The organism is Streptomyces sp. NPDC055966, from assembly GCF_042269865.1.
Classification (GTDB): domain Bacteria; phylum Actinomycetota; class Actinomycetes; order Streptomycetales; family Streptomycetaceae; genus Streptomyces.
On sequence record NZ_JBHJYK010000017.1, the window covers coordinates 150,610 to 168,887 of the forward strand.

The following is an 18,278-nucleotide window of genomic DNA, read 5'->3' on the forward strand; positions in this document are numbered from 1 at the left end:
GGCGGCCTCACTCCACCCCGCCTGACGTGCCGTCAGGACGCCCGCCGCTGCCGCCTGATGGGCTCTCCCACCCGGTGCATGTGGGTGAGGGCCTCGCGGTAGGACCGGATGAGCCCGGTCTCGTGGTACGGCACCCCGATCTCGGCGCAGTACTGGCGCACGACGACCTGCGCACGGCGCAGATGCGGCGTGGGCATGCTGGGGAACAGGTGGTGTTCGATCTGGTAGTTGAGCCCGCCCAGCATCACGTCGGTGAGCCGGCCGCCGCGCACGTTGCGGGAGGTGAGCACCTGGCGGCGCAGGAAGTCCGGCCGGTCGTCACCGGTGAGGGTGGGCATGCCCTTGTGGTTCGGTGCGAAGGTGCAGCCGAGGTAGACACCGAACAGGCACTGGTGGACGGCGAGGAACGCCACCGCCTTGCCGGGGGAGAGCACCAGGAACAGCGCCGACACATAGGCCGCGATGTGCAGGAAGAGCAGGACCCCTTCCAACGACCGCTTCTTCATCGAGGGCGAGCGCAGCGCCCGGACGCCGGAGACATGCAGATTGAACCCCTCCAGCGTCAGCAGCGGGAAGAACAGCAGCGCCTGGTGCCCGCCGATGAGCCGCGCCACCCCCCGGCTGTTGCGCGCCTGCTCGGTGGACCACACCAGGATGTCCGGGGAGACATCGGGGTCGAGCTCCTCGTGGTTGGGGTTGGCGTGATGGCGGGTGTGCTTGTTCATCCACCAGCCGTAGCTCATGCCGATCCCGAGATTGCCGAAGAGCCGCCCCCAGATCTCACTCCTGCGGGCGCTACCGAAGACCTGCCGGTGCGCCAGGTCATGGGCCACCAGGGCCACTTGCCCGAACACCAAGGCCAGGAACGCGGCCACCGCCAGCTGCCACCACGTGTCGCCGAGCGCGAGGAAGGTCCCCCAGCCGGCTGCCAGCAGCGCGATCACCAGACCGAGCCGTGCCGTGTAGTAGCCGGGGCGCCGCTTCAGCAGACCCGCCTCGGTGATGCGCCGGGACAACCGGGCGAAGTCGCTGCCGCCGCCGGAGCCGGACGTACGGGAGCGGATGGCAGGGGCACCGGACGCGACAGAGGTGTCAGCGGTCTCGGCGGTGCCTGTGGTGTCGGTGGAAATCGTCATGCACACGAGTCTGGGAACGGAGGTCCGGCCGAAACAGCCTGCCAGTCACCGTTCCCCACCGGGGGCTTTCCCCACTGTGCCCAGGGTGTTCTCACCACCGCGGGCCCCTGAACCGTGCGTTCACCCGGTGTCGGGGAGTGGCGCGAGTGGTGCGTACGCGCGACGTGAGGGCTCAGTACGGTTCGACCAGCCCCGTCTCGTACGCGGTGATCACGAGCTGGACCCGGTCACGGGCGCCCAGTTTGGTGAGCAGGCGCGAGACGTGGGACTTGGTCGTGGCGACCGTGATGAAGAGGTCCTCCGCGATCTCGGTGTTCGAGCGACCGCGTCCGACGAGGGCCAGCACCTCGCGTTCCCGCTCGGTGATGCCCGCCAGACGCCGCACGCGGCGCTCCGGTGCGGCCGCGGGGCGGCCGACGAAGTCCGCGATCAGACGGCGGGTCACGCCGGGCGCGATCAGTGCGTCTCCCGCGGCGACGACACGGATCGCGCCGAGGATGTCGTCCAGCGCCATGTCCTTGACGGCGAAGCCACCGGCCCCGGCCCGCAGCGCGCCGTACACATGGTCGTCCTCGTCGAACGTGGTCAGGACGAGGACACGGGCCGCCGTCGGGCCGGTCGTGATCCGGCGGGTGGCCTCGATGCCGTCCGTCCCGGGCATCCTGATGTCCATCACCACGACATCGGGGGCGAGTTCCTCGACCAGCCGGACCGCCTCGTCACCGGTGGCGGCCTCGCCGACGACCTCCAGGTCGGGATGGTCGGCCATGAGGACACGCAGCCCGGACCGCACCAGGGGCTGGTCGTCGGCGAGGACCACCCGGATGCTCATCGGGCCTCGGCCCCGGCCGCGACGGACTCCGGCAGCGGCAGCCGCGCCACCACCCGGAAGCCGCCCTCGGGACGCGGCCCGGCGCTGAGCCGGCCGTGCAACAGCCCCGCCCGCTCGCGCATGCCGATGATGCCGAAGCCGTGCCCCGGGCCGGCACCGGTGGCGCCCCGCCCGTCGTCGACGACCTCCACCGTCAGCTCCTCGTCCCCGTAGTCGACGGCCACCCGGCAGGCGCCGGTGCCCGCGTGGCGGACCACGTTGGTCAGCGCCTCCTGCACGATACGGTAGGCCGCCAGGTCGAGTTCGGCCGGCAACGGCCGCTGCGCCCCGCCGACCCGCACCTCGACCCGTACTCCCGCGTCCGCGGTCGCCGCCGCCAGCCGTTCGAGATCCGCGAGTCCCGGCGCGGGCGCGAGCGACTCCTCCCCGGCACCCGCCAAGCCCGCCGCGCCCGCCGCGGCCGTCGTCGTGTCCGGGTCGGCCCGGCGGAGCGCCACCAGGGTGCGGCGGAGGCCGGACAGGGTCTGCCTGCTGGTGGCCTCGATGGCCCGCAGCGCCTCGCGCGCTTCCCCGGGCTGTGTGTCGATGACCCGCCCGGCCACCCCGGCCTGGATGGCGACGATGCCGATGCTGTGCGCGATCATGTCGTGCAACTCCCGTGCGATCCGCAGCCGTTCGGCCGTGACGGCCTCCGCCACCTCCTGCGCGCGCAGCGCCACCGCATGCTCGCGGCGCTCGCGGAACAGCAGCCCGACCATGCAGGACGCGATCAGTGACAGCAGGCCGATGGCGCCGTTGAGGACCAGAAAGTCCCCGTGGGAGAAGGCACCGATCACCAGCAACTGCACGGTGAACGCCAGTGCCACGGCGGCCAGGGCGGCCCGCCGGGTCCGGGTGGCGACGATGTACCCCAGCGCGAGGTCGGCCGCGAGGAACGACAGGAACGGGGCCTGCCCCTGCAACGTCAGCGTGATGGGGGTGGGGCGGTGCGGAATGACCACCGCGGCGGTGGCCCCGAGCAGCGTCAGCGTCAGAGCCGCCGCCGGCCGCCGCCGTACGACACCGGTCAGCAGACTCACCGCCAGCAGGCATCCGACGGCGTACAGAACGCCCGAGGCACGCGGTGCGCCCGTCAGCAGGACCAGTACCAGGAAGACGTACAGCACGCCGCACGCCCAGTCGGCGAACATCGTTCTCCTCGTCACGGGCAACTCCTTGCGGGCAACGGCGGGGCCGAGCGGGTCGGCCGGTGAAGTGAGCACGCCGCGACACTAACGAGCCGTCACCCCGCCCGGCATCGGCCCGGGGACGTACGCCCGTGGGCGAATCGGTCGGCGCGCGTCGCCGCCTCTACGAGCAGCAGCATGTCCTCCTGGAACCGCAGCCGCTTTTCGAGCCGACCGGCAGCAGCGAGGCGGTGTTGTGCAGGAGGCGGAACCGCTTCAGGGCTCCCACTCGGCCCCGTCGGCGCTCCCGCCTGCATCGCCGAAGCCGTGGCCTTCCTCGTCCCTGACGCAGCCGGCTGCATCACCGGCGACAACCTCGTCGTCTGCGGCGGCATCGGCGTTCGCGCCCGCCCCTGACCCGCGGTGCCGCACTCGGCTCCGGCCGGGAGCGCCGACGGCGTCACGACAGGGCCTACGCGCGAGGCGTGCCGTCCCAGCGCCAGGTCGTCAGGCGGGAGCGGCCGGGCAGTTCACCGCGTCCGGTGGCCCACAGAAGCGTGCGCCAGGGATCCATGGAGTCGGGGGCGTCGGGAAAGAGCCGGGCGAGCACCCGCGCGCACAGATCGGCGGGCGGGCTCCAGGGCAGGCCGAGCCCCTGCGCCAGGTCGTAGGTGTGCACGAGGGTCTCCGTGATCCCCATCGCCGCGAACCCCTCGGGATCGGAGACGCCGAAGACGTGGTGGGCGCGGATCCCCGGGGGCGTCGTACGCACCATGGCGACCAGCAGCGCGCCGCTCGCCTCCAGCACCTGCAACAGCCCGGCGGACCCCGCCGTACGGTCGGCGTGGATCACGTTCGCCGGCCCGCCGGGCCGTCGGCGCTGCCAGACGAAGGGGACTTCGCCCTCCAACGGCGGTGTCCTGGGACCCAGTTGGGCGGCGTAGGCGAAGAGGTCGTCGGCGAGATGCTCGACGGTCTCCCAGCAGTCCCAGTCCAGCGAGCCGGCCTTGCCGTCCCAGGCGTGCGGGGGTGCCTCGCGCAGGACGGCCACGGCGAGCCGCACGGCGAGGTCGACGTCGTCCGCGGTGACGGCGGACGGGGAGTAGGCGGTCTTCGCTGACAGGGGCATGGCCGGACCGTATCGCGACAGGACCGGGTCCCGCCCGCCCTTTGATCACGGGCCCACGTCCTTCGACGGCCGGGCCGGCCACCCCGACGTCACCGGACCGTCCGGCGGCCCCCGAACTCCCAGTCGTGGACCTCCACCGCCGCGTGCCCGTCCGCGGAGAGGACGGCTCGGGCCGTGTCCCGGTCCGGCGCGCGGACCAGTGCCGCCGTGCCCAGCCGGGTCGTACCGTCGTCCGACAGCAGCGGTCCGTACGCGATCAGCTCGTCCCGGTCGGCCGGCAGCGCGGGCTCGGCGGCGGACTCCGCGCCGAGGCCGAGCACCAGGTAGCGGTTGCCGCCGGTCCGGCCGCCGGGGAAGTCCCACATGGTGCGCCCCAGCATGTTGTGCCACCGGCGCAGCAGCACGTCCCGGTAGACGCCGGCCTGGTAGTTGGGCTCGTCGAAGGCGAACGCGCGCGCGGCGGCGGGGTCCGGCAGGTCGACGACGTGCACACTGCCGGTCGGCGTCGTACCGTCGGCGGCGAAGGTGGGGCCGCGCGCGATCATCTCCCGCGCGTACCGGTCCATGTAGGACCAGTGGTCCTCCAGCAGTTCCTGGCGCAGTGGCGAGGAGCCGGGGCGGTCGCGGTGGTAGCAGAAGAACTCCATGAACCCAGAGCCTTCCGCACCGCGGGGCGGCCTCTCAACCAACTTTCGGCGTGGGCCGGCCCGCTGCCGTCGCGGAGGCCGCGGCAGTGGAACATGCCGCGTGTCGAGTGATTCTGGACGATCTCTTACCGGCGCTTACCTGCGTCTTCACGGTCGGGGCCGGTGCGCTGCGTACGGTGGCCGTCTGGGGGAGCCCGCCGGCTGAGGCGGCCTCCACCAGGTGTGTTCGATCAGGTGCGTCGGTTCAGGTGCGTTGGATCAGGTGTGGAGGTGCGGACGGATGACTGCCGGTCGTCGCGTGGTGCTCGCCGCCATGGCGGGCGGTCTGCTCGCCGGGTGCGCGGACCAGAAGAAGGGCACTGACGCCTCCGCCGCCTCCCCCGGCTCGTCGCAGACGGGCCAGGCCCCGGCCCCGCAGGCCTCCGGCACCACGGCCCCGGTGTCGGGGACCGCGACCGGACCCACCGTCACCCGCGCCCGGATCGTGGCCCGCTACGGACACAGCGTGCCGCACTCCTGGGGCTTCGACGCGCCCGGAGTGGTGCACTCCCTGCCGACAGCGAAGAACGAGATCGCGCTGACCTTCGACGCGTGCGGCGGCCGCGGCGGCAGCGGCTTCGACCGCGAGCTGATCGACTTCCTCCGCAAGCGGCAGGTCCCGGCGACGCTGTTCCTCAACTCCCGCTGGATCGACGAGAATCCGGCGGAGTTCCACCGGCTGGCCGGCGAGCCGCAGTTCGAGATCGCCAACCACGGCACCCGCCACCTCCCCCTCTCGGTCTCCGGGCGCTCCGCCTACGGCATCCCCGGCACCCGCAGCGCGGGCGAGGTGTACGACGAGGTCGCGGGGAACCGGGCCAAGCTGACCGGGCTGCTCGGCGCCCCGCCCCGGTTCTTCCGCTCCGGCACCGCGTACTGCGACGACGTCGCGGCGCGCATCGTCCGCGACCTCGGGGAACGCTTCGCCAGCTTCTCCGTCAACGGCGACGGCGGCGCCACCTTCACCCACCGGCAGGTCCACGAGACCGTCGCGGCGGCGCCGGGCGGTTCCATCGTCATCTGTCACATGAACCACCCCGAGGGCGGCACGGCCGAGGGTATCGCGAGTGCCGTCCCGCATCTGCTCGCCACCGGCCACCGCTTCGTCCGCCTTTCGGACGCGTTTCCCGCCTGACGTCGATAACGATCACGCGAACCCGCACCTCGGCACTCGTCAGCGGGCCCCTGCGGGAGAACAATGTCCCTCAGGGACGGACCGGGCACGGGAGGCGTCATGAGCACTTCAGCGGAGCCGAGGGTGTCAGGCCTCGAAGTCCGGTCGATCGACTACGTCCCCCTGAACGAGCGGCACGGCAAGCTCTGGCATCTGGGCCCGCTGTGGTTCATGTCCAACGCCCAGATCGCCACCCTGGCCGTGGGGCTGATCAGCATCACCTCGGGCGGCAACCTGATCTGGTCGCTGCTGGCCATCGTCGCCGGCACGGTCGTCGGCACGTTCTTCATGGCCTTCCACTCGGCGCAGGGGCCCCAGCTGGGCCTGCCGCAGATGATCCAGTCGCGCCCGCAGTTCGGTTACGTCGGCGCCCTCCTCGTATGGCTGTTCGCCTATGTGCAGTACGCGGGCTTCAACGTCTTCAACAGCATCCTCGCCGCCGACTCCCTGCACACCACCCTGCACGGCAGCGTCAAGCTGTGGGTCGTCGTGGTCACCGTGGTCGCGCTCGTCATCGCACTGGTCGGCTACGACATCATCCACAAGGCCGAGCGGATCCTGACGTACACCTTCCTCGTCATCTTCGGGATCTTCACCGTCGGCGTCCTCGTCACGCTGCACTACCCGGCGGGCTCCTTCGACCTCGGCGCCTTCAAGTGGACGCCGTTCCTCGCCCAGTTCGGCGTGGTCGCCGGCTACCAGATCAGCTGGGCCATCTACGTCTCCGACTACTCGCGCTACCTGCCGCCGGGCGTCACGGTCCGCAAGACCTTCTACTGGACGTACTTCGGCTCCGCGCTCGGCGGTATCTGGCTGATGGTCCTCGGCACCCTGCTGGCGGCCTGGGCGGGCAAGGACTTCGACACCATCAAGTCCATCAACGCCGCGGGCGACAAGGTGTTCGACGGCTTCGGCGCGATCGTCCTGCTCTTCGCCGCCCTGGGCCTGGTGTCCGTCACCGCCCTGAACATGTACGGCGGTTCACTGACCCTCATCAGCGGCATCGACTCGTTCAAGCGGGTGCGGCCGACCCTGGGCGTACGCCTGCTGACCCTCGGCCTGACCGCGGCCCTCTCCCTGATCGGCGCGCTGGCCGCGACCGCCAACTTCCTTGAGAACTTCAACAACTTCCTGCTGCTCGTGCTCTACCTCTTCATCCCGTGGACCGCGGTCAACCTCATGGACTACTACGTCGTCCGCCGCGGCCACTACGCCATCGCCGAGATCTTCAACCCCCATGGCATCTACGGCCGTTGGGGCTGGCACGGCATCATCGCCTACGTGGTCGGCTTCGTGGCCATGATCCCCTTCTTCTCCGTCGGCACCCTGTACGTCGGCCCCGCCGCCAAGGCCCTCGGCGGAGCCGACATCTCCCTGTTCATCGGCCTGCCGGTGTCCGCCCTGCTGTACTGGTGGCTGACCCGCTCGATCGACGTCGAGGGCGAGACCCGCCTGGCCCAGGCCGAGGCGGCGGCACTGGAACAGGCGGCCCACGAGCACCGCGAGCCCTGAGGGAACCGGCGGGCAGGACGCTGGGGAGGGCGGCGAGCCCGGGGCTCGGCGGTGGCTTGGTCGCGGCGCCCGGGTCGGTTCCCCGCGCGCGGGCCGCCGTCGGCATCCCGCCTTCGGGCAAAGGGAGTTGACGGATCGAGGCACGCCCGACGGCCTGTGTCACTCCCTCGTGTGATCTTCACGCGCGCCACTCGCCCCCGGAGCCCGCCCGTCCGAAGACTGGCACCATGCGTGTACCGTCCTTCACCCCGCGCGTCCTGCGACGCGCCGCCGTCGTGCTGGCCACCGTGGCCGCCACCACCCTGCCCAGCACGATCGCGGCAGCACCCGCCCAGTGCGCGGACTACTGCGGCGGCCCGGTCGTCGTGGCCCCGCTGTCCACGGCACCGCCGAGCACCGGAGTCTGTACGAGCCCCGAGCCGGTGGTGTGCCAGATCCGCCGCGAGACCCCGCAGGAGCGGGTGCAGGCGCGGGGCATCCGCATGCGGTACCTCGGGCTCATCGGCGAGATGGACCGTGTGCGCTGCGAGATGCGCGCGGAGGGAGCCGGTCCGGAGGAGATCGCCCGCCGGCTGGTGGACATGCGCAACGAGGCCAAGGAGATCACCCGGGCCGGCATGACGCCCGAGGAGGTCCGGCAGCTCGAAGAGCGCAACATGGCCAAGTACGACAACCCGCTCGGCCCCACCGCCGATCAGCTCTACGCCAAGTACGGCTCCTGGGAGAAGGTCGCCGACGCCTCGACCCGCACCAGCCACGCCGTCGACAGCGAACTCGGCCTGGAGTACCGGCCCTGCCCCTGCGACGTCACGCCGGCGGCATGAGCGGCCGGACACCACGTCCTCGAATGTTCGGTTTCTCCGACGGCCATCGGTAGGAAACCTTCGCTGGACCGATCACATCGGGTCATCGGAGCCTGATCCCATGTCCGCGAACATCTCCCTCCGGACCCATCTCGCCACAGCCGTCGGTGTCCTCGCCCTGCTGACCATCGTGCCCGGACCGGACATGGCCGTCGTGACCCGGCGCGCCCTCACGTCCGGTACCGGGGACGCGCTGCGCACCGTGGGCGGGACAGCGGCCGGATTGCTGCTCTGGGGTGCGCTGACCGTGGCCGGACTCGCGGCGGTACTCGCCGGCTCGCCGAGCGCCTACCTGGCCGTCAGGCTCCTCGGCGCCGGATATCCGGTGTCTCTGGGCGCGCAGTCGCTGTGGCAGCACCGGCGCGGCGCTACCGTGCCGACGCAGACCGGCACTCCCACCCGCGTCGGCAACCCATGGCGGACCGGGCTCGTCAGCAACGCCCTCAATCCGAAGATCGCCGTCTTCTGCACCGGACTGCTCCCCACGCCGGCCTCACCCCGGCTGCCGACCGCGTGGGTCATGACGTTCCTCGTCCTCCAGCACATCTGCCTCACCCTGACCTGGCTGGGCGGCTGTGTCCTCCTGCTGGCCAAGGCCGGACCGCGCTGCTGCACACGTCGCGCGTGCGCCGGGCGCTGGGCCGGGTGACGGGTGTCGTACTGATCGGGTTCGGGCTCGCCGTCGCGACGACGGCCGGCTGACCGGCTCCCTCGGCCCCCCCGGGCCCGGCCCCCTCGTCCCCGTCGTCGGCGCCGCGTATTTCCCCGTTCGGGACATGCCTAATGAATGCGGCAAACGGGTACTTTTCGTAAAAGTGAACAACTGGAGACAAGGGAAGCCGGTCATGAACGAGGACACGAGGAGCCTGCACCCGGAGCAGCCGCCCGCACACACTCCGCGCCCGGCGGTCTGCGGCGACCCGGCCCCGCTGGGCCTGGCCGGCTTCGCCCTCACCACCCTGCTGCTCTCGGTCATCAACGCCAACCTGCTCAAGGAGGGCGCCGCGATCATTCCGGTGCTGGGACTCGCCCTGTTCTACGGCGGTCTCGCCCAGTTCGCGGCGGGCCTGTTCGAGTTCCGGCGCGGCAACACGTTCGGTGCGACGGTCTTCGTCTCGTACGGCGCCTTCTGGCTGGGTTACTGGTGGATCGCGCCGCGCCTGGCCCTCGCCGGTGACGCACACAACGCCCTCGGCCTGTTCCTGCTCGGGTGGGCCGTCTTCACCGCCTACATGGCCGTCGCCGCGCTGCGGGTCAGCCTGGCCGTGCTGGCCGTGCTGGTGCTGCTGACGCTCACCTTCGTCTTCCTGGCCATCGGGGCGTTCCAGACCGGGGCCGAGCCGCACGCCCTGACCCAGGTCGGCGGATGGCTCGGCATCCTCACGGGACTGGCCGCCTGGTACGCCTCGGCGGCGACCGTCATCAACGAGACACACGGCCGTACGATCCTGCCCGTGGGCTCGCGCCGGCCCGGACCGGCTCCGGCGCGCGCGTCGAGCGTCCCGCCCGACGCGTGAGCGGGGTTCCCGTCGGCAGGGGGTCGCCCGCGACAATCCTCTTCATGAACGACGGCATGCATGACGACATGGGCGACGGCCCGGGCGACGCCGAGGGCCGCCTCGCCAGGATCGAGCGGTTGCTGGAGAGCGGTGAGCGGGAACTCGTCCCCGCCTGGCAGCGAGTGACCCGGGGCGAGCCGCGCTGGACGGTCACCGTCGTGATCCTGGCGGCCGTCGGCCTCCAGCTCACGCTGCCGCACCGGCTCATCCTCCTGCACCCCGCCTGGGCCATGCCCGCGCTGGAGCTGGTGCTGCTGGCCGGTCTGGTCGCCGCCAACCCCCGGCGGGTGGAGCCCAGTACCCGGTGGCTGCGATGGCTCGGCCTCGCCCTGATCTGCGTCATCAGCCTGGCCAACGGCTGGTCGGCGGTCCGGCTCGTGGCGGACCTGGTGAACGGCCGGGGAGCCGACCAGGCGGTACCGCTGCTGCTCACCGGCGGCGTCATCTGGGTCACGAACGTCATCGTGTTCGCCCTGTGGTACTGGGAGTGGGACCGGGGCGGCCCGATGGCCAGGGTCCGGGGACAGCACCGGTACGCGGACTTCCTCTTCGTCCAGATGCAGAGCCCGGACATCGCCCCGTCGGACTGGGAGCCGGCGTTCCTGGACTACCTCTACCTGTCCTTCACCAACGCCACCGCCTTCAGTCCGACCGACGTCATGCCGCTGTCCCGCTGGTCCAAGATGCTGATGATGCTCCAGTCGTCGGTGTCCCTGGTGACCGTGGTCCTCGTGGTCGCCCGAGCCGTCAACATCCTGAAGTAGCCGGGACCGGGGTCGCGCATCGGCGCCATCCAGCGGCCACCAGCTCCTCGGCCCGGCCCCCTACGGGACGCCCGGAACCGGTCCGGCCTCGGTGGGTGCGGTCGGTCCTCGATCGTGGCGAGGATCAGGGTCCGGAGCCGGTCCGCCGTGTGGTCCAGGGGCTCGGTGCTGCGCTTGGCGCGGCACACGGCGACCGTGCCCTCCACGGCCGCGGCGGTGAGCGTCGCCGGCTGCGCCGCCCGCTCGGGCTCGGCGCCGTGCGCACGCAGTGAGTCGGCCTTCAGACGCTCCCAGGCGGTGAACCCGGAGCGCGCGTGCTGGTCGTGGCCCGGGGGTTCCTCGACGGCGACGGCGAGGACGGGACGGCCGGCCCGGAAGTCGCTGTCCACGACGATCCCGCGCCACAGGCCGAGGAAGGCCGCCATGCTCTATCGCGACCGAGCTCTATGACGACTGTCATAGACGGAGGGGTGCTCAGATGCCGATGATCCGGCTCACAGCCCCCGCCGGTGCCCTGACCGAAGCGGGCCGGCGCAGTGTGCAGCGAGCGGGACCTCGCCGCGGTGCTGCTGCGCTGGGAGGGCGCCCCCGACACCGCGTTCTTCCGCGCCCAGGCGGTGACCGTCCCTCAAGGGGCCCTGACCGGGCGTCGCAAGGCCGGTCTGGTCGCGGACGCCACGAAGACCGTGCCGGCCGCCGCCGGGCCGGAGCAGTCCGACGCGCTGCGGGTGTGGGTGCTGGTGCACGAGCAGGCCGACGGCACCTGGGGCGCCGGCGGCTCCGTCATCCGCCACGCCGCCCTGGCGGCCCTCGCGAAGGGGCAGCGCACTGGCGCGTGAACCGACCTATGTCCCCCGGGCACTCGGCGCCTCCGAAGTCCTCTACGCCGGCCCCGAGCCCGCGCACCGCGACCTGGCACGCACCCTGGGCGCCGCCACCGCCGCGTCCCTGGAGCCGCTTCCGCGCGGCTTCGGCATCGCCGTGGAGGCCACCGGACGCGTCGACCAGTTCGCCCTGGCCGTCAAGTCCCTTGCTCCGGAGGGTGTGTGCGAGTCCGCGGGCAACCACTTCCGCCCCGGCGAGCTGCCCCTGCCGGACATGTACCTCACCGGCGTCGCCCTGCGCATAGCCCGGGACGACGTCCGCGCCCACGACGAATTCCCCGACGGCGCACGGACGTACGGTCCCCTCACCGAACCGGCAGGCCCACTGGTCCCGCCCGCGAGGGCCCGCCCGGTCCCGCTGGAGACCCCGCTGTGCGTGCGCGCCCGCGGCACGGGCACGGAGGACCGCAAGGCGGTCGTGACCGGATCGATCACGACCGAGGCGGACCCCGACGTCAGACTGGTTGCGGCCGACGCGGTGTTCACCGCCCCGGACCGCAGCGGGCCCGCGGGCTGTTCCCCGGGATGCGGGCGCAGCCGTAGACGTCCTGCCGCTGTGTCAGACGCCCGGAGCGGTCGCCTCCGCGGCGCTCAGCACGGCCGCGGTCCCGGGATGGCCGCAGTCGCGTGCCCACTCCAGGGCGGTGCGGCCGGTGCCGTCGTCCTCGCGCAGGCGGGGATCGGCACCGTGCGCCAACAGCTCACGCACCGCGGCCGTGTGCCCCCAGCAGGCGGCCGCGCACAACGGCGTGCCTTCCGAGCCGAGTCCGCCGCTCTCGGTGTCGGGGCGGGCCCCGGCCGCCAGGAGCAGCCGGACGATCGCGGCCTGTCCGTGCACGGACGCCAGGTAGAGCGGGGTGGCGCCGTCGCCGTCACCCCGCTCCGGGTCCGCCCCGGAGCGCAGGAGCGCTGCCACGCGGGAGACGTCGTCGTGCAGGATCGCGGTGAACAGCTTCCGGTACAGCTTCTTGCGTCGGCGGTGGTTCACCTGAGGTGTCCCGCGATGGTCCGTGCGCACTCCATCGACTCGGCGCGGGTGGTGTCCACCTCAAGGTCGTAGATCACGCCCCGGTGGACGAGGTCCGCCTGGGCGGCGGCCATCCCGATGACCCGGTCACCCCGTGCGACCTCCCGGCCGGCGGCGACACCGGGGTCGCACCGGACGCCGACCCACAGCACGTGCAGGTCGGCCAGCGCCTTCTGCCAGCGCTGCTGCGACTGCGCCCCGCCGAGGAAGACCTCGTCGACGACGACCCGCGCCCCAGACCGGGCCATCGCGGCCACCCCCTCGATCCATGCCGCCTCCAGCCGCCGGAACTCCGGTCCGACCGTGACCTCTCCGTCCGAGGCGAACCCGATCCCGGTGTCCGATGCTCGCATGGCCGCCGGCATCGCGTCGACCAGTGTGTCCGTCCCGAGAGCCAGCCACGGATCCGGCAGGACGGCCTGGAGACATCGCACGATCCCGGACTTCCCCGAGCTGGAACCGCCGTTGAGCACGATCACCCGGGTCCTCGTCGGGGCCGCACCGGAGAGGTCGTCCGGTATCGCGTGCGTGGCCGGGTCGAGCGGCCCCTGTCCGGAGGTGAACACCAGGTCACCGACCCTGATCGCCTGGGACGGCGGCGGCTCGGTGCCGTCGGGGAAGCGTACGAAGGGAGCGCTCTCGGTGTGGATGTCCTCGATCATGGCGGCATTGTCCCGTACCGAGGCCGACCGCACGCGGGGAAGCGTGCGACGCGCTCAGTCGGACCCGAGCCACACCCCGTCACGCATGAGGAGCCGGCCGCGCAGCTCCGGCTCGCCGCGCCAGGCACGCACCGTCTTCGGCACGACGCGGAGGTAGACAAAGGGGCCGTCCTCCGCGCGCGGGTCCCAGCCGAACTTCCCGGTGTACGCCTCGGCCGCCCCGGCGGGCACCTCCCGGTCGGAGAAGGCCTCCGCCTCGCCCTGGAGAAGCACCACGTCGAACGTGTCCGGCAGCGCCAGCCGCACCCGCGGTTCGGCCTGGACGTTGCGCGCGGTCGCGGACGTCGCGCCGGTGCACATCCAGATCGCCCGTCCGTCCCACAGGAACCACAGCGGCAACTGGTGCGGCCCGTGGTCGGGATGGGCCGTCGACAGCCACACGTCCCGTTCCGCCTCAAGCCGCTTCAGCGTGTCGCGTATGCGTTCCGGCCGTCCCCGACGAGCCGTGTCCTCGATCTTCATGAGTCCGCAGCCTATGTGGCGTCAGGCGTTCGGGTCGAAGGGGATGCCCGACGGCATGGAGTGCGCCAGGGCGTACGCGAAGTCGCCGTCCTTGATCTTGATGGTCGCCGCGCCGAAGTCGGCGCTCATGAGCTTGTCGCGGAATCCGGGCGGGTAGCCGTTCCAGCCCACCAGACGCGGGTAGAACCAGCCGCCGGTCACGTTCTCCGGGGGCTCGTCATTGGTGTTGGCGAAGCGGAAGTCGTGTGTCGAGATGCCGTCCTTGTGGTAGACGATCTTCGGATGCGTGCCGTCGAAGCGGACCGAGGGGCGGGCGGCCACCTGGTAACCGGTGTGCTGGGACACCGACACGTACTGGACCTCGTTGCCGTTGATCCACACCACCACGTGCTCCCAGTCGTGGGTGTGCCCGATGGCCGCCGGACCCAGGGTCGCCTGGTCCTTCTCGAAGTAGCTGGCGTACACGACCGCACACCAGCCGTTGTTGCACTTCTCGCGTGAATAGGTGTTGGCGTTGGCGAGCTGCGCGTAGTCGTGGCAGTGGCCGTTGACGTCGCCGCCGAGCTTCAGGCCGGGGTTGATCCTGCCGTCGGCGCCGATGGCGGCCGTGGCGTAACAGCCGTCGCCGTCGTAGTCGTAGGCGGGGGAGAAGGTCTGTTCCAGGCCGTCGGCGTTCTGCGGCAGCAGCGTCAGGACGTCGGCGTCGGCCTGCGCGGGGAGCGTCAGCACGAGAGCCAGCGCGGCGAGTACGGCGGCCGGGGCCGACCGGCGCAGTCGCGGCCGACGACGGCCGCCGGATGCCGGACCGGCGGGAACTCGTGTGGGGGAAAGGGGGGTTCGCACCTCAACTCCTCTTGCGTGAGCCTCGGACGGGGCGTGGTCGCGCCGCGAACCTAAAGGTGTGGACCACTTACGTCAAGAGGTGAAGTAAGCGTTGCGGCAATGGAGTTGAGGTTGTCCCCGAATGTTCCGCCCAGGTGGCTTGCCCCCGCATGCCACGGCTCCGCCCCGCTCGCGTTGCCGAAGGAGACGAGACGGCCGCAGACCGCCAGGGCGTCCAGGCAAGGGCGGTTACGGCCCCGGCGCCGACGACGTCGCCGCCACCGTCCGCGCCGTGGTCGAGGCCGGGGCGGTCGGAGTCGATCTGGAGGACTCGCTCGCGCCGGGCGGTCCGCTGCACGACGCTCCCGCCCAGGCCGTACGCCTGAGCGCGGCCCGCACCGCCGCCGAGGAGGCCGGGCTGCCCGGGCTGTGGCCTACGCCGAGGCGGGCGCCGACAGCCTGTTCGGCCCCGGTCTCGTGGACCTGGACACGGTGGCCGAACCGGTCCGCCGCGGTCCGTTGCCGGTCAACGCGATGGCCGGACCGGGCGCACCGGCCGTGATCGCTCTCGAAGCGGTCGGGGGCCGCCGGGTCGGCGTGGGTACCGCGCCCGCCCGGACCGCGTGCGGGGCGATGCGCCGCGCGGCCGCCGGACTGCTGGACTCGGGCACCTGCGTGGCGCTGGAGGGCGCCGTGGACTTCGGCACCGTCAACGGCGCGGGCACCGCCGCACGCACGCGGCGCTGACCGCACCCGTGGGGCGTCTTTGCGTGCGCCGATGAGTTTCTTGGGCTGAACAGGACATGCCGGTCCGCTTCCGTACACGTTCCTCCCCTCGGATGTCCGTGCACGGTTCGCATGATCTCGCTCGCTCAGCACAGTCCGAGGAGAACCCTTGTCCCGACGCCCGTCCCACCCCGCACGCACCATCACGGCGGCGGCCGCAGCGCTGGCCGCCGTCGGCGCGCTCACCGCGGCGGCCGCGCCCGCCTCCGCCCATGCGCCCGCGCAGCGGCACCCGGCCGCCCGGCACGTCCTGCTGCTGTCCGTCGACGGACTGCACCAGTCCGACCTCGCCTGGTACACGGCCCGTCACCCGCACTCCGCGCTCGCTCAACTGGCGGGCGGCGGTGTGGAGTACACGCACGCCGCGACCACGAACCCGTCCGACTCCTTCCCCGGCATGGTCGGCCAGCTCACGGGCGGCGATCCGGGCACCACGGGTGTCTACTACGACGACACCTACAGCTCCGCCTTCCTGCCGGCCGGCACCACCAAGTGCGCCGGCGCCAAGCCCGGTGCCGAGGTCGACCTCACCGAGGACCTCGACAAGAACAAGGACTCCCTCGACGCCGGCCAGGGCCTCAAGGGCCTGCCCGGCAGCATCCTCCACATGACGGGCGACCCCACCCGCCTCCTCGACCCCTCGAAGCTGCCGGTCGACCCGAAGACGTGCAGGCCGGTCTACCCGCACTCCTACCTGCGCGTGAACACCGTCTTCGAGGTGGCCCGCACCGCGGGTCTGCGCACCGCCTGGTCCGACAAGCACGCCGCCTACGACATCCTCAACGGCCCCTCCGGCAAGGGCATCCAGGACCTCTTCGCGCCCGAGATCAACAGCAACGCGACCGGCTACGCGGCGGGTGACGACTGGACGAAGGACAACGCCGCGACCCGGCAGTACGACGGCTACAAGGTGAGCGCCGTCCTCAACGAGATCGACGGCTACGACCACGGCCGCACCCACAAGGTGGGCACTCCGGCGGTCTTCGGCATGAACTTCCAGTCCGTCTCGACCGCCCAGAAGCTGCCCACGTCCGACGGCCTGGCCGGCGGCTACCGGGCCAAGGGCGTGCCCGGCCCGCTGCTGGCGAAGAGCCTCGACTACGTGGACCAGCAGGTCGGCGCCTTCCTCACCGAGCTGCGCAGGCAGCACCTCGCCGACAGCACCACGGTCGTCCTGTCGTCCAAGCACGGCCAGTCGCCCACCGACCCCCAGGCCCTGACCCGCATCGACGACGGCCCCCTCCTCGACGGCCTGAACGCCGCCTGGAAGGCCGCTCACCCGGGCGCCGGTGACCTCGTCGCCCACGCGGTGGACGACGACGCCATGCTGATCTGGCTCACCGACCGGTCCAAGGCCGCCACCGCCTTCGCCAAGGCCTACCTCCTCGCCCGGTCCGGCACGGGCAACGGCATCGACGGCAAGGCCCGGCCCTTCACGGCGAGCGGGCTGAAGACCCTGTACGCGGGCGTGGCCGCGGCCGGCTACTTCCACGCCCGCCCGGGCGACTCCCGCGTGCCCGACCTGGTCGGCGTCACCCAGTACGGCGTCGTCTACACCGGCGGCAAGGGCAAGATCGCCGAGCACGGCGGCGCCCACGCCGACGACCTCGACGTCCCGCTCGTCGTCACCGGCGCCGCCACCCCGCACGGCGTCCGCGTCGACAGCCCGGTGCGCACCACGCAGATCGCCCCGACGATCCTGCGGCTGCTGGGCCTCGACCCGCGCAGCCTGGACGCCGTACGCGCCGAGCACACCCGGGTCCTCCCCGTGCGCTGAGCCCTCGCGCCCGTCGCCCGGGCGGTTGATCCGGATGGAGTACGTACTCGTTACTCACTTTCGGGTGACCGCTCGGGCGGACGTCCACGGACAGGCCCGACATCCCGCCGGAATTCGCTATTCAGGACATAAATGGTCATTGCATCCGAGAGTTACGGATTGCTGCGAGAAACGTAATGTCCTGCGCGTTTTCCTCACAAAGTCCGCTCGGGGTTGCAGGGTGAGCGTGCGCGGCCAACCGGCCGCCGACCCGCGCCAACGCGCTCTCGCGAAGGGGGACCCTGTGTCCGTTTCTTCTTCCGTCCGTCGTGTGACGGCCGCCGCTTCCGTGGCCGCCGCCATGGTGGGCGTAGCGGCCCTGCCGGCCATGGCCGACGGTCAGCACCTGGGCCGTCAGCACTCGGTGGTGTACATCAGTGGCGTACGGCACGACGGGCAGAGCCGGGCCGACCGCTCCAACACCACGCTGAACAAGCAGTGGGTGGCGGTCACCAACAGCTCGCGCCGGGCGGTGAACCTGGACCGCTGGACGCTGTCCGACCGGAACGGTCACACATACACCTTCCACCACGTCCGGCTCGCCGGCCGGGCCACCGTGCGCGTCCACACCGGAGTCGGCCGGGACACCAAGGCCGACCTCTACCAGGACCGCCGCATCCGGGTGTGGGACAACAACGCCGACTCGGCGACGCTGCGCGACGACCGCGGCCGCGTGCTCGACGCCGTCTCCTGGGGCGGCCGCAGCCACCGCAACGGCGGCGCGCTCCGCCACGACGGCGCCGCCCGTCACCACGAAGCCGCCCGTCACCACGAAGCCGCCCGTCACCACGAAGCCGCTCGTCACCAGACCGCTCGTCACCAGGCCGTCCGCCACGAGGCCACTCGTCACGAGGCCGGTCACCGCTAGGCAGCGCACCACGGCGGGCACGGCCGCGGCGACCGGCGCCGACCCCTTCCCCACCCGGCAGCCCCGGACG

Annotated in this window: 18 protein-coding genes and 2 pseudogenes; 10 read left to right on the forward strand and 10 right to left on the reverse strand. The window is 71.9% G+C overall.

Annotated features, from left to right (window positions below; all coding sequences use genetic code 11):
• Positions 1–32: 32 nt before the first annotated feature.
• The 5 genes from ACFC8N_RS31865 to ACFC8N_RS31885 all read right to left on the reverse strand — a co-directional run bounded on the left by ACFC8N_RS31865 (position 33) and on the right by ACFC8N_RS31885 (position 4,910).
• On the reverse strand, positions 33–1,136 hold the full coding sequence (locus ACFC8N_RS31865) for a fatty acid desaturase family protein (protein ID WP_376291842.1): 1,104 nt from the start codon (positions 1,134–1,136) through the stop codon (positions 33–35).
• Between the two features lie 172 nt (positions 1,137–1,308).
• Positions 1,309–1,968: a response regulator transcription factor gene (locus ACFC8N_RS31870; RefSeq protein WP_356035840.1), complete on the reverse strand. Its 660-nt coding sequence runs from the start codon at positions 1,966–1,968 to the stop codon at positions 1,309–1,311.
• Positions 1,965–3,173: a sensor histidine kinase gene (locus ACFC8N_RS31875; RefSeq protein WP_376291845.1), complete on the reverse strand. Its 1,209-nt coding sequence runs from the start codon at positions 3,171–3,173 to the stop codon at positions 1,965–1,967. The genes ACFC8N_RS31870 and ACFC8N_RS31875 overlap by 4 nt, the downstream gene beginning before the upstream one ends.
• Positions 3,174–3,606: 433 nt before the next feature.
• On the reverse strand, positions 3,607–4,263 hold the full coding sequence (locus ACFC8N_RS31880) for a hypothetical protein (RefSeq protein ID WP_356035845.1): 657 nt from the start codon (positions 4,261–4,263) through the stop codon (positions 3,607–3,609).
• An 89-nt stretch (positions 4,264–4,352) separates the two neighbouring features.
• Positions 4,353–4,910 (reverse strand): YciI family protein, encoded by a 558-nt coding sequence (locus ACFC8N_RS31885; protein WP_376291848.1) that lies wholly within the window; start codon positions 4,908–4,910, stop codon positions 4,353–4,355.
• Between the two features lie 280 nt (positions 4,911–5,190).
• Between ACFC8N_RS31885 and ACFC8N_RS31890 the strand changes: the two genes are divergently transcribed.
• The 6 genes from ACFC8N_RS31890 (at position 5,191) to ACFC8N_RS31915 (ending at position 10,821) form a co-directional block, all read left to right on the forward strand.
• Positions 5,191–6,084 (forward strand): polysaccharide deacetylase family protein, encoded by an 894-nt coding sequence (locus ACFC8N_RS31890; RefSeq protein WP_376291850.1) that lies wholly within the window; start codon positions 5,191–5,193, stop codon positions 6,082–6,084.
• 99 nt (positions 6,085–6,183) lie between these two features.
• On the forward strand, positions 6,184–7,635 hold the full coding sequence (locus tag ACFC8N_RS31895) for a cytosine permease (RefSeq protein ID WP_362817872.1): 1,452 nt from the start codon (positions 6,184–6,186) through the stop codon (positions 7,633–7,635).
• A 227-nt stretch (positions 7,636–7,862) separates the two neighbouring features.
• The gene (locus tag ACFC8N_RS31900) at positions 7,863–8,459 is read left to right on the forward strand and encodes a hypothetical protein (protein ID WP_376291853.1); all 597 of its coding nucleotides are present in this window, start codon (positions 7,863–7,865) and stop codon (positions 8,457–8,459) included.
• Positions 8,460–8,559: 100 nt separating this feature from the next.
• Positions 8,560–9,147, forward strand: coding sequence for a LysE family translocator (locus ACFC8N_RS31905; RefSeq protein ID WP_376291856.1), 588 nt, complete (start codon positions 8,560–8,562; stop codon positions 9,145–9,147).
• A 196-nt stretch (positions 9,148–9,343) separates the two neighbouring features.
• Entirely contained in the window at positions 9,344–10,015 is a 672-nt protein-coding gene (locus tag ACFC8N_RS31910; RefSeq protein ID WP_356035859.1) for an acetate uptake transporter, read from the forward strand.
• A gap of 44 nt (positions 10,016–10,059) precedes the next feature.
• Positions 10,060–10,821 (forward strand): hypothetical protein, encoded by a 762-nt coding sequence (locus tag ACFC8N_RS31915; protein ID WP_356035861.1) that lies wholly within the window; start codon positions 10,060–10,062, stop codon positions 10,819–10,821.
• Between the two features lie 152 nt (positions 10,822–10,973).
• Here the strand turns inward: ACFC8N_RS31915 and ACFC8N_RS31920 are convergent.
• Positions 10,974–11,246 (reverse strand): annotated as a pseudogene (locus ACFC8N_RS31920) (TetR/AcrR family transcriptional regulator); the annotation flags it as partial.
• A gap of 111 nt (positions 11,247–11,357) precedes the next feature.
• Between ACFC8N_RS31920 and ACFC8N_RS31925 the strand changes: the two are divergent.
• The gene (locus tag ACFC8N_RS31925; RefSeq protein WP_376291858.1) at positions 11,358–11,660 is read left to right on the forward strand and encodes a 4-oxalocrotonate tautomerase family protein; all 303 of its coding nucleotides are present in this window, start codon (positions 11,358–11,360) and stop codon (positions 11,658–11,660) included.
• A 604-nt stretch (positions 11,661–12,264) separates the two neighbouring features.
• On the opposite strand, the gene ACFC8N_RS31930 is transcribed toward ACFC8N_RS31925, so the two are convergent.
• The 4 genes from ACFC8N_RS31930 to ACFC8N_RS31945 form a co-directional block, all read right to left on the reverse strand.
• Positions 12,265–12,693: an ankyrin repeat domain-containing protein gene (locus ACFC8N_RS31930; protein WP_362817880.1), complete on the reverse strand. Its 429-nt coding sequence runs from the start codon at positions 12,691–12,693 to the stop codon at positions 12,265–12,267.
• Positions 12,690–13,211, reverse strand: a complete 522-nt coding sequence (gene cpt / locus ACFC8N_RS31935) for a chloramphenicol phosphotransferase CPT (RefSeq protein ID WP_376292015.1) — start codon at positions 13,209–13,211, stop codon at positions 12,690–12,692. Before cpt ends, ACFC8N_RS31930 begins: the two co-directional genes overlap by 4 nt.
• 237 nt (positions 13,212–13,448) lie before the next feature.
• Positions 13,449–13,916, reverse strand: a complete 468-nt coding sequence (locus ACFC8N_RS31940; RefSeq protein WP_362817883.1) for a pyridoxamine 5'-phosphate oxidase family protein — start codon at positions 13,914–13,916, stop codon at positions 13,449–13,451.
• 21 nt (positions 13,917–13,937) lie between these two features.
• Positions 13,938–14,690 carry an NPP1 family protein gene (locus ACFC8N_RS31945; protein ID WP_376292018.1) on the reverse strand — a complete coding sequence of 251 codons (753 nt, stop codon included), beginning with the start codon at positions 14,688–14,690 and terminating at the stop codon, positions 13,938–13,940.
• Between the two features lie 190 nt (positions 14,691–14,880).
• Here ACFC8N_RS31945 and ACFC8N_RS31950 point away from each other — a divergent pair.
• From ACFC8N_RS31950 to ACFC8N_RS31960, 3 genes and pseudogenes are all read left to right on the forward strand, one after another.
• Positions 14,881–15,485 (forward strand): annotated as a pseudogene (locus ACFC8N_RS31950) (isocitrate lyase/phosphoenolpyruvate mutase family protein).
• A gap of 148 nt (positions 15,486–15,633) precedes the next feature.
• The gene (locus ACFC8N_RS31955; protein ID WP_376291861.1) at positions 15,634–17,301 is read left to right on the forward strand and encodes an alkaline phosphatase family protein; all 1,668 of its coding nucleotides are present in this window, start codon (positions 15,634–15,636) and stop codon (positions 17,299–17,301) included.
• Between the two features lie 310 nt (positions 17,302–17,611).
• On the forward strand, positions 17,612–18,208 hold the full coding sequence (locus ACFC8N_RS31960) for a lamin tail domain-containing protein (RefSeq protein ID WP_376291864.1): 597 nt from the start codon (positions 17,612–17,614) through the stop codon (positions 18,206–18,208).
• The last annotated feature ends 70 nt before the right edge of the window (positions 18,209–18,278 follow it).

Bases quoted from the DNA above. Each gene is read 5' to 3' on its own strand.
- ACFC8N_RS31865 (WP_376291842.1), bottom strand. From the start codon at position 1,136: ATGACGATTTCCACCGACACCACAGGCACCGCCGAGACCGCTGACACC.
- ACFC8N_RS31870 (WP_356035840.1), bottom strand. From the start codon at position 1,968: ATGAGCATCCGGGTGGTCCTCGCCGACGACCAGCCCCTGGTGCGGTCC.
- ACFC8N_RS31880 (WP_356035845.1), bottom strand. From the start codon at position 4,263: ATGCCCCTGTCAGCGAAGACCGCCTACTCCCCGTCCGCCGTCACCGCG.
- ACFC8N_RS31885 (WP_376291848.1), bottom strand. From the start codon at position 4,910: ATGGAGTTCTTCTGCTACCACCGCGACCGCCCCGGCTCCTCGCCACTG.
- ACFC8N_RS31890 (WP_376291850.1), top strand. From the start codon at position 5,191: ATGACTGCCGGTCGTCGCGTGGTGCTCGCCGCCATGGCGGGCGGTCTG.
- ACFC8N_RS31895 (WP_362817872.1), top strand. From the start codon at position 6,184: ATGAGCACTTCAGCGGAGCCGAGGGTGTCAGGCCTCGAAGTCCGGTCG.
- ACFC8N_RS31900 (WP_376291853.1), top strand. From the start codon at position 7,863: ATGCGTGTACCGTCCTTCACCCCGCGCGTCCTGCGACGCGCCGCCGTC.
- ACFC8N_RS31905 (WP_376291856.1), top strand. From the start codon at position 8,560: ATGTCCGCGAACATCTCCCTCCGGACCCATCTCGCCACAGCCGTCGGT.
- ACFC8N_RS31910 (WP_356035859.1), top strand. From the start codon at position 9,344: ATGAACGAGGACACGAGGAGCCTGCACCCGGAGCAGCCGCCCGCACAC.
- ACFC8N_RS31915 (WP_356035861.1), top strand. From the start codon at position 10,060: ATGAACGACGGCATGCATGACGACATGGGCGACGGCCCGGGCGACGCC.
- ACFC8N_RS31940 (WP_362817883.1), bottom strand. From the start codon at position 13,916: ATGAAGATCGAGGACACGGCTCGTCGGGGACGGCCGGAACGCATACGC.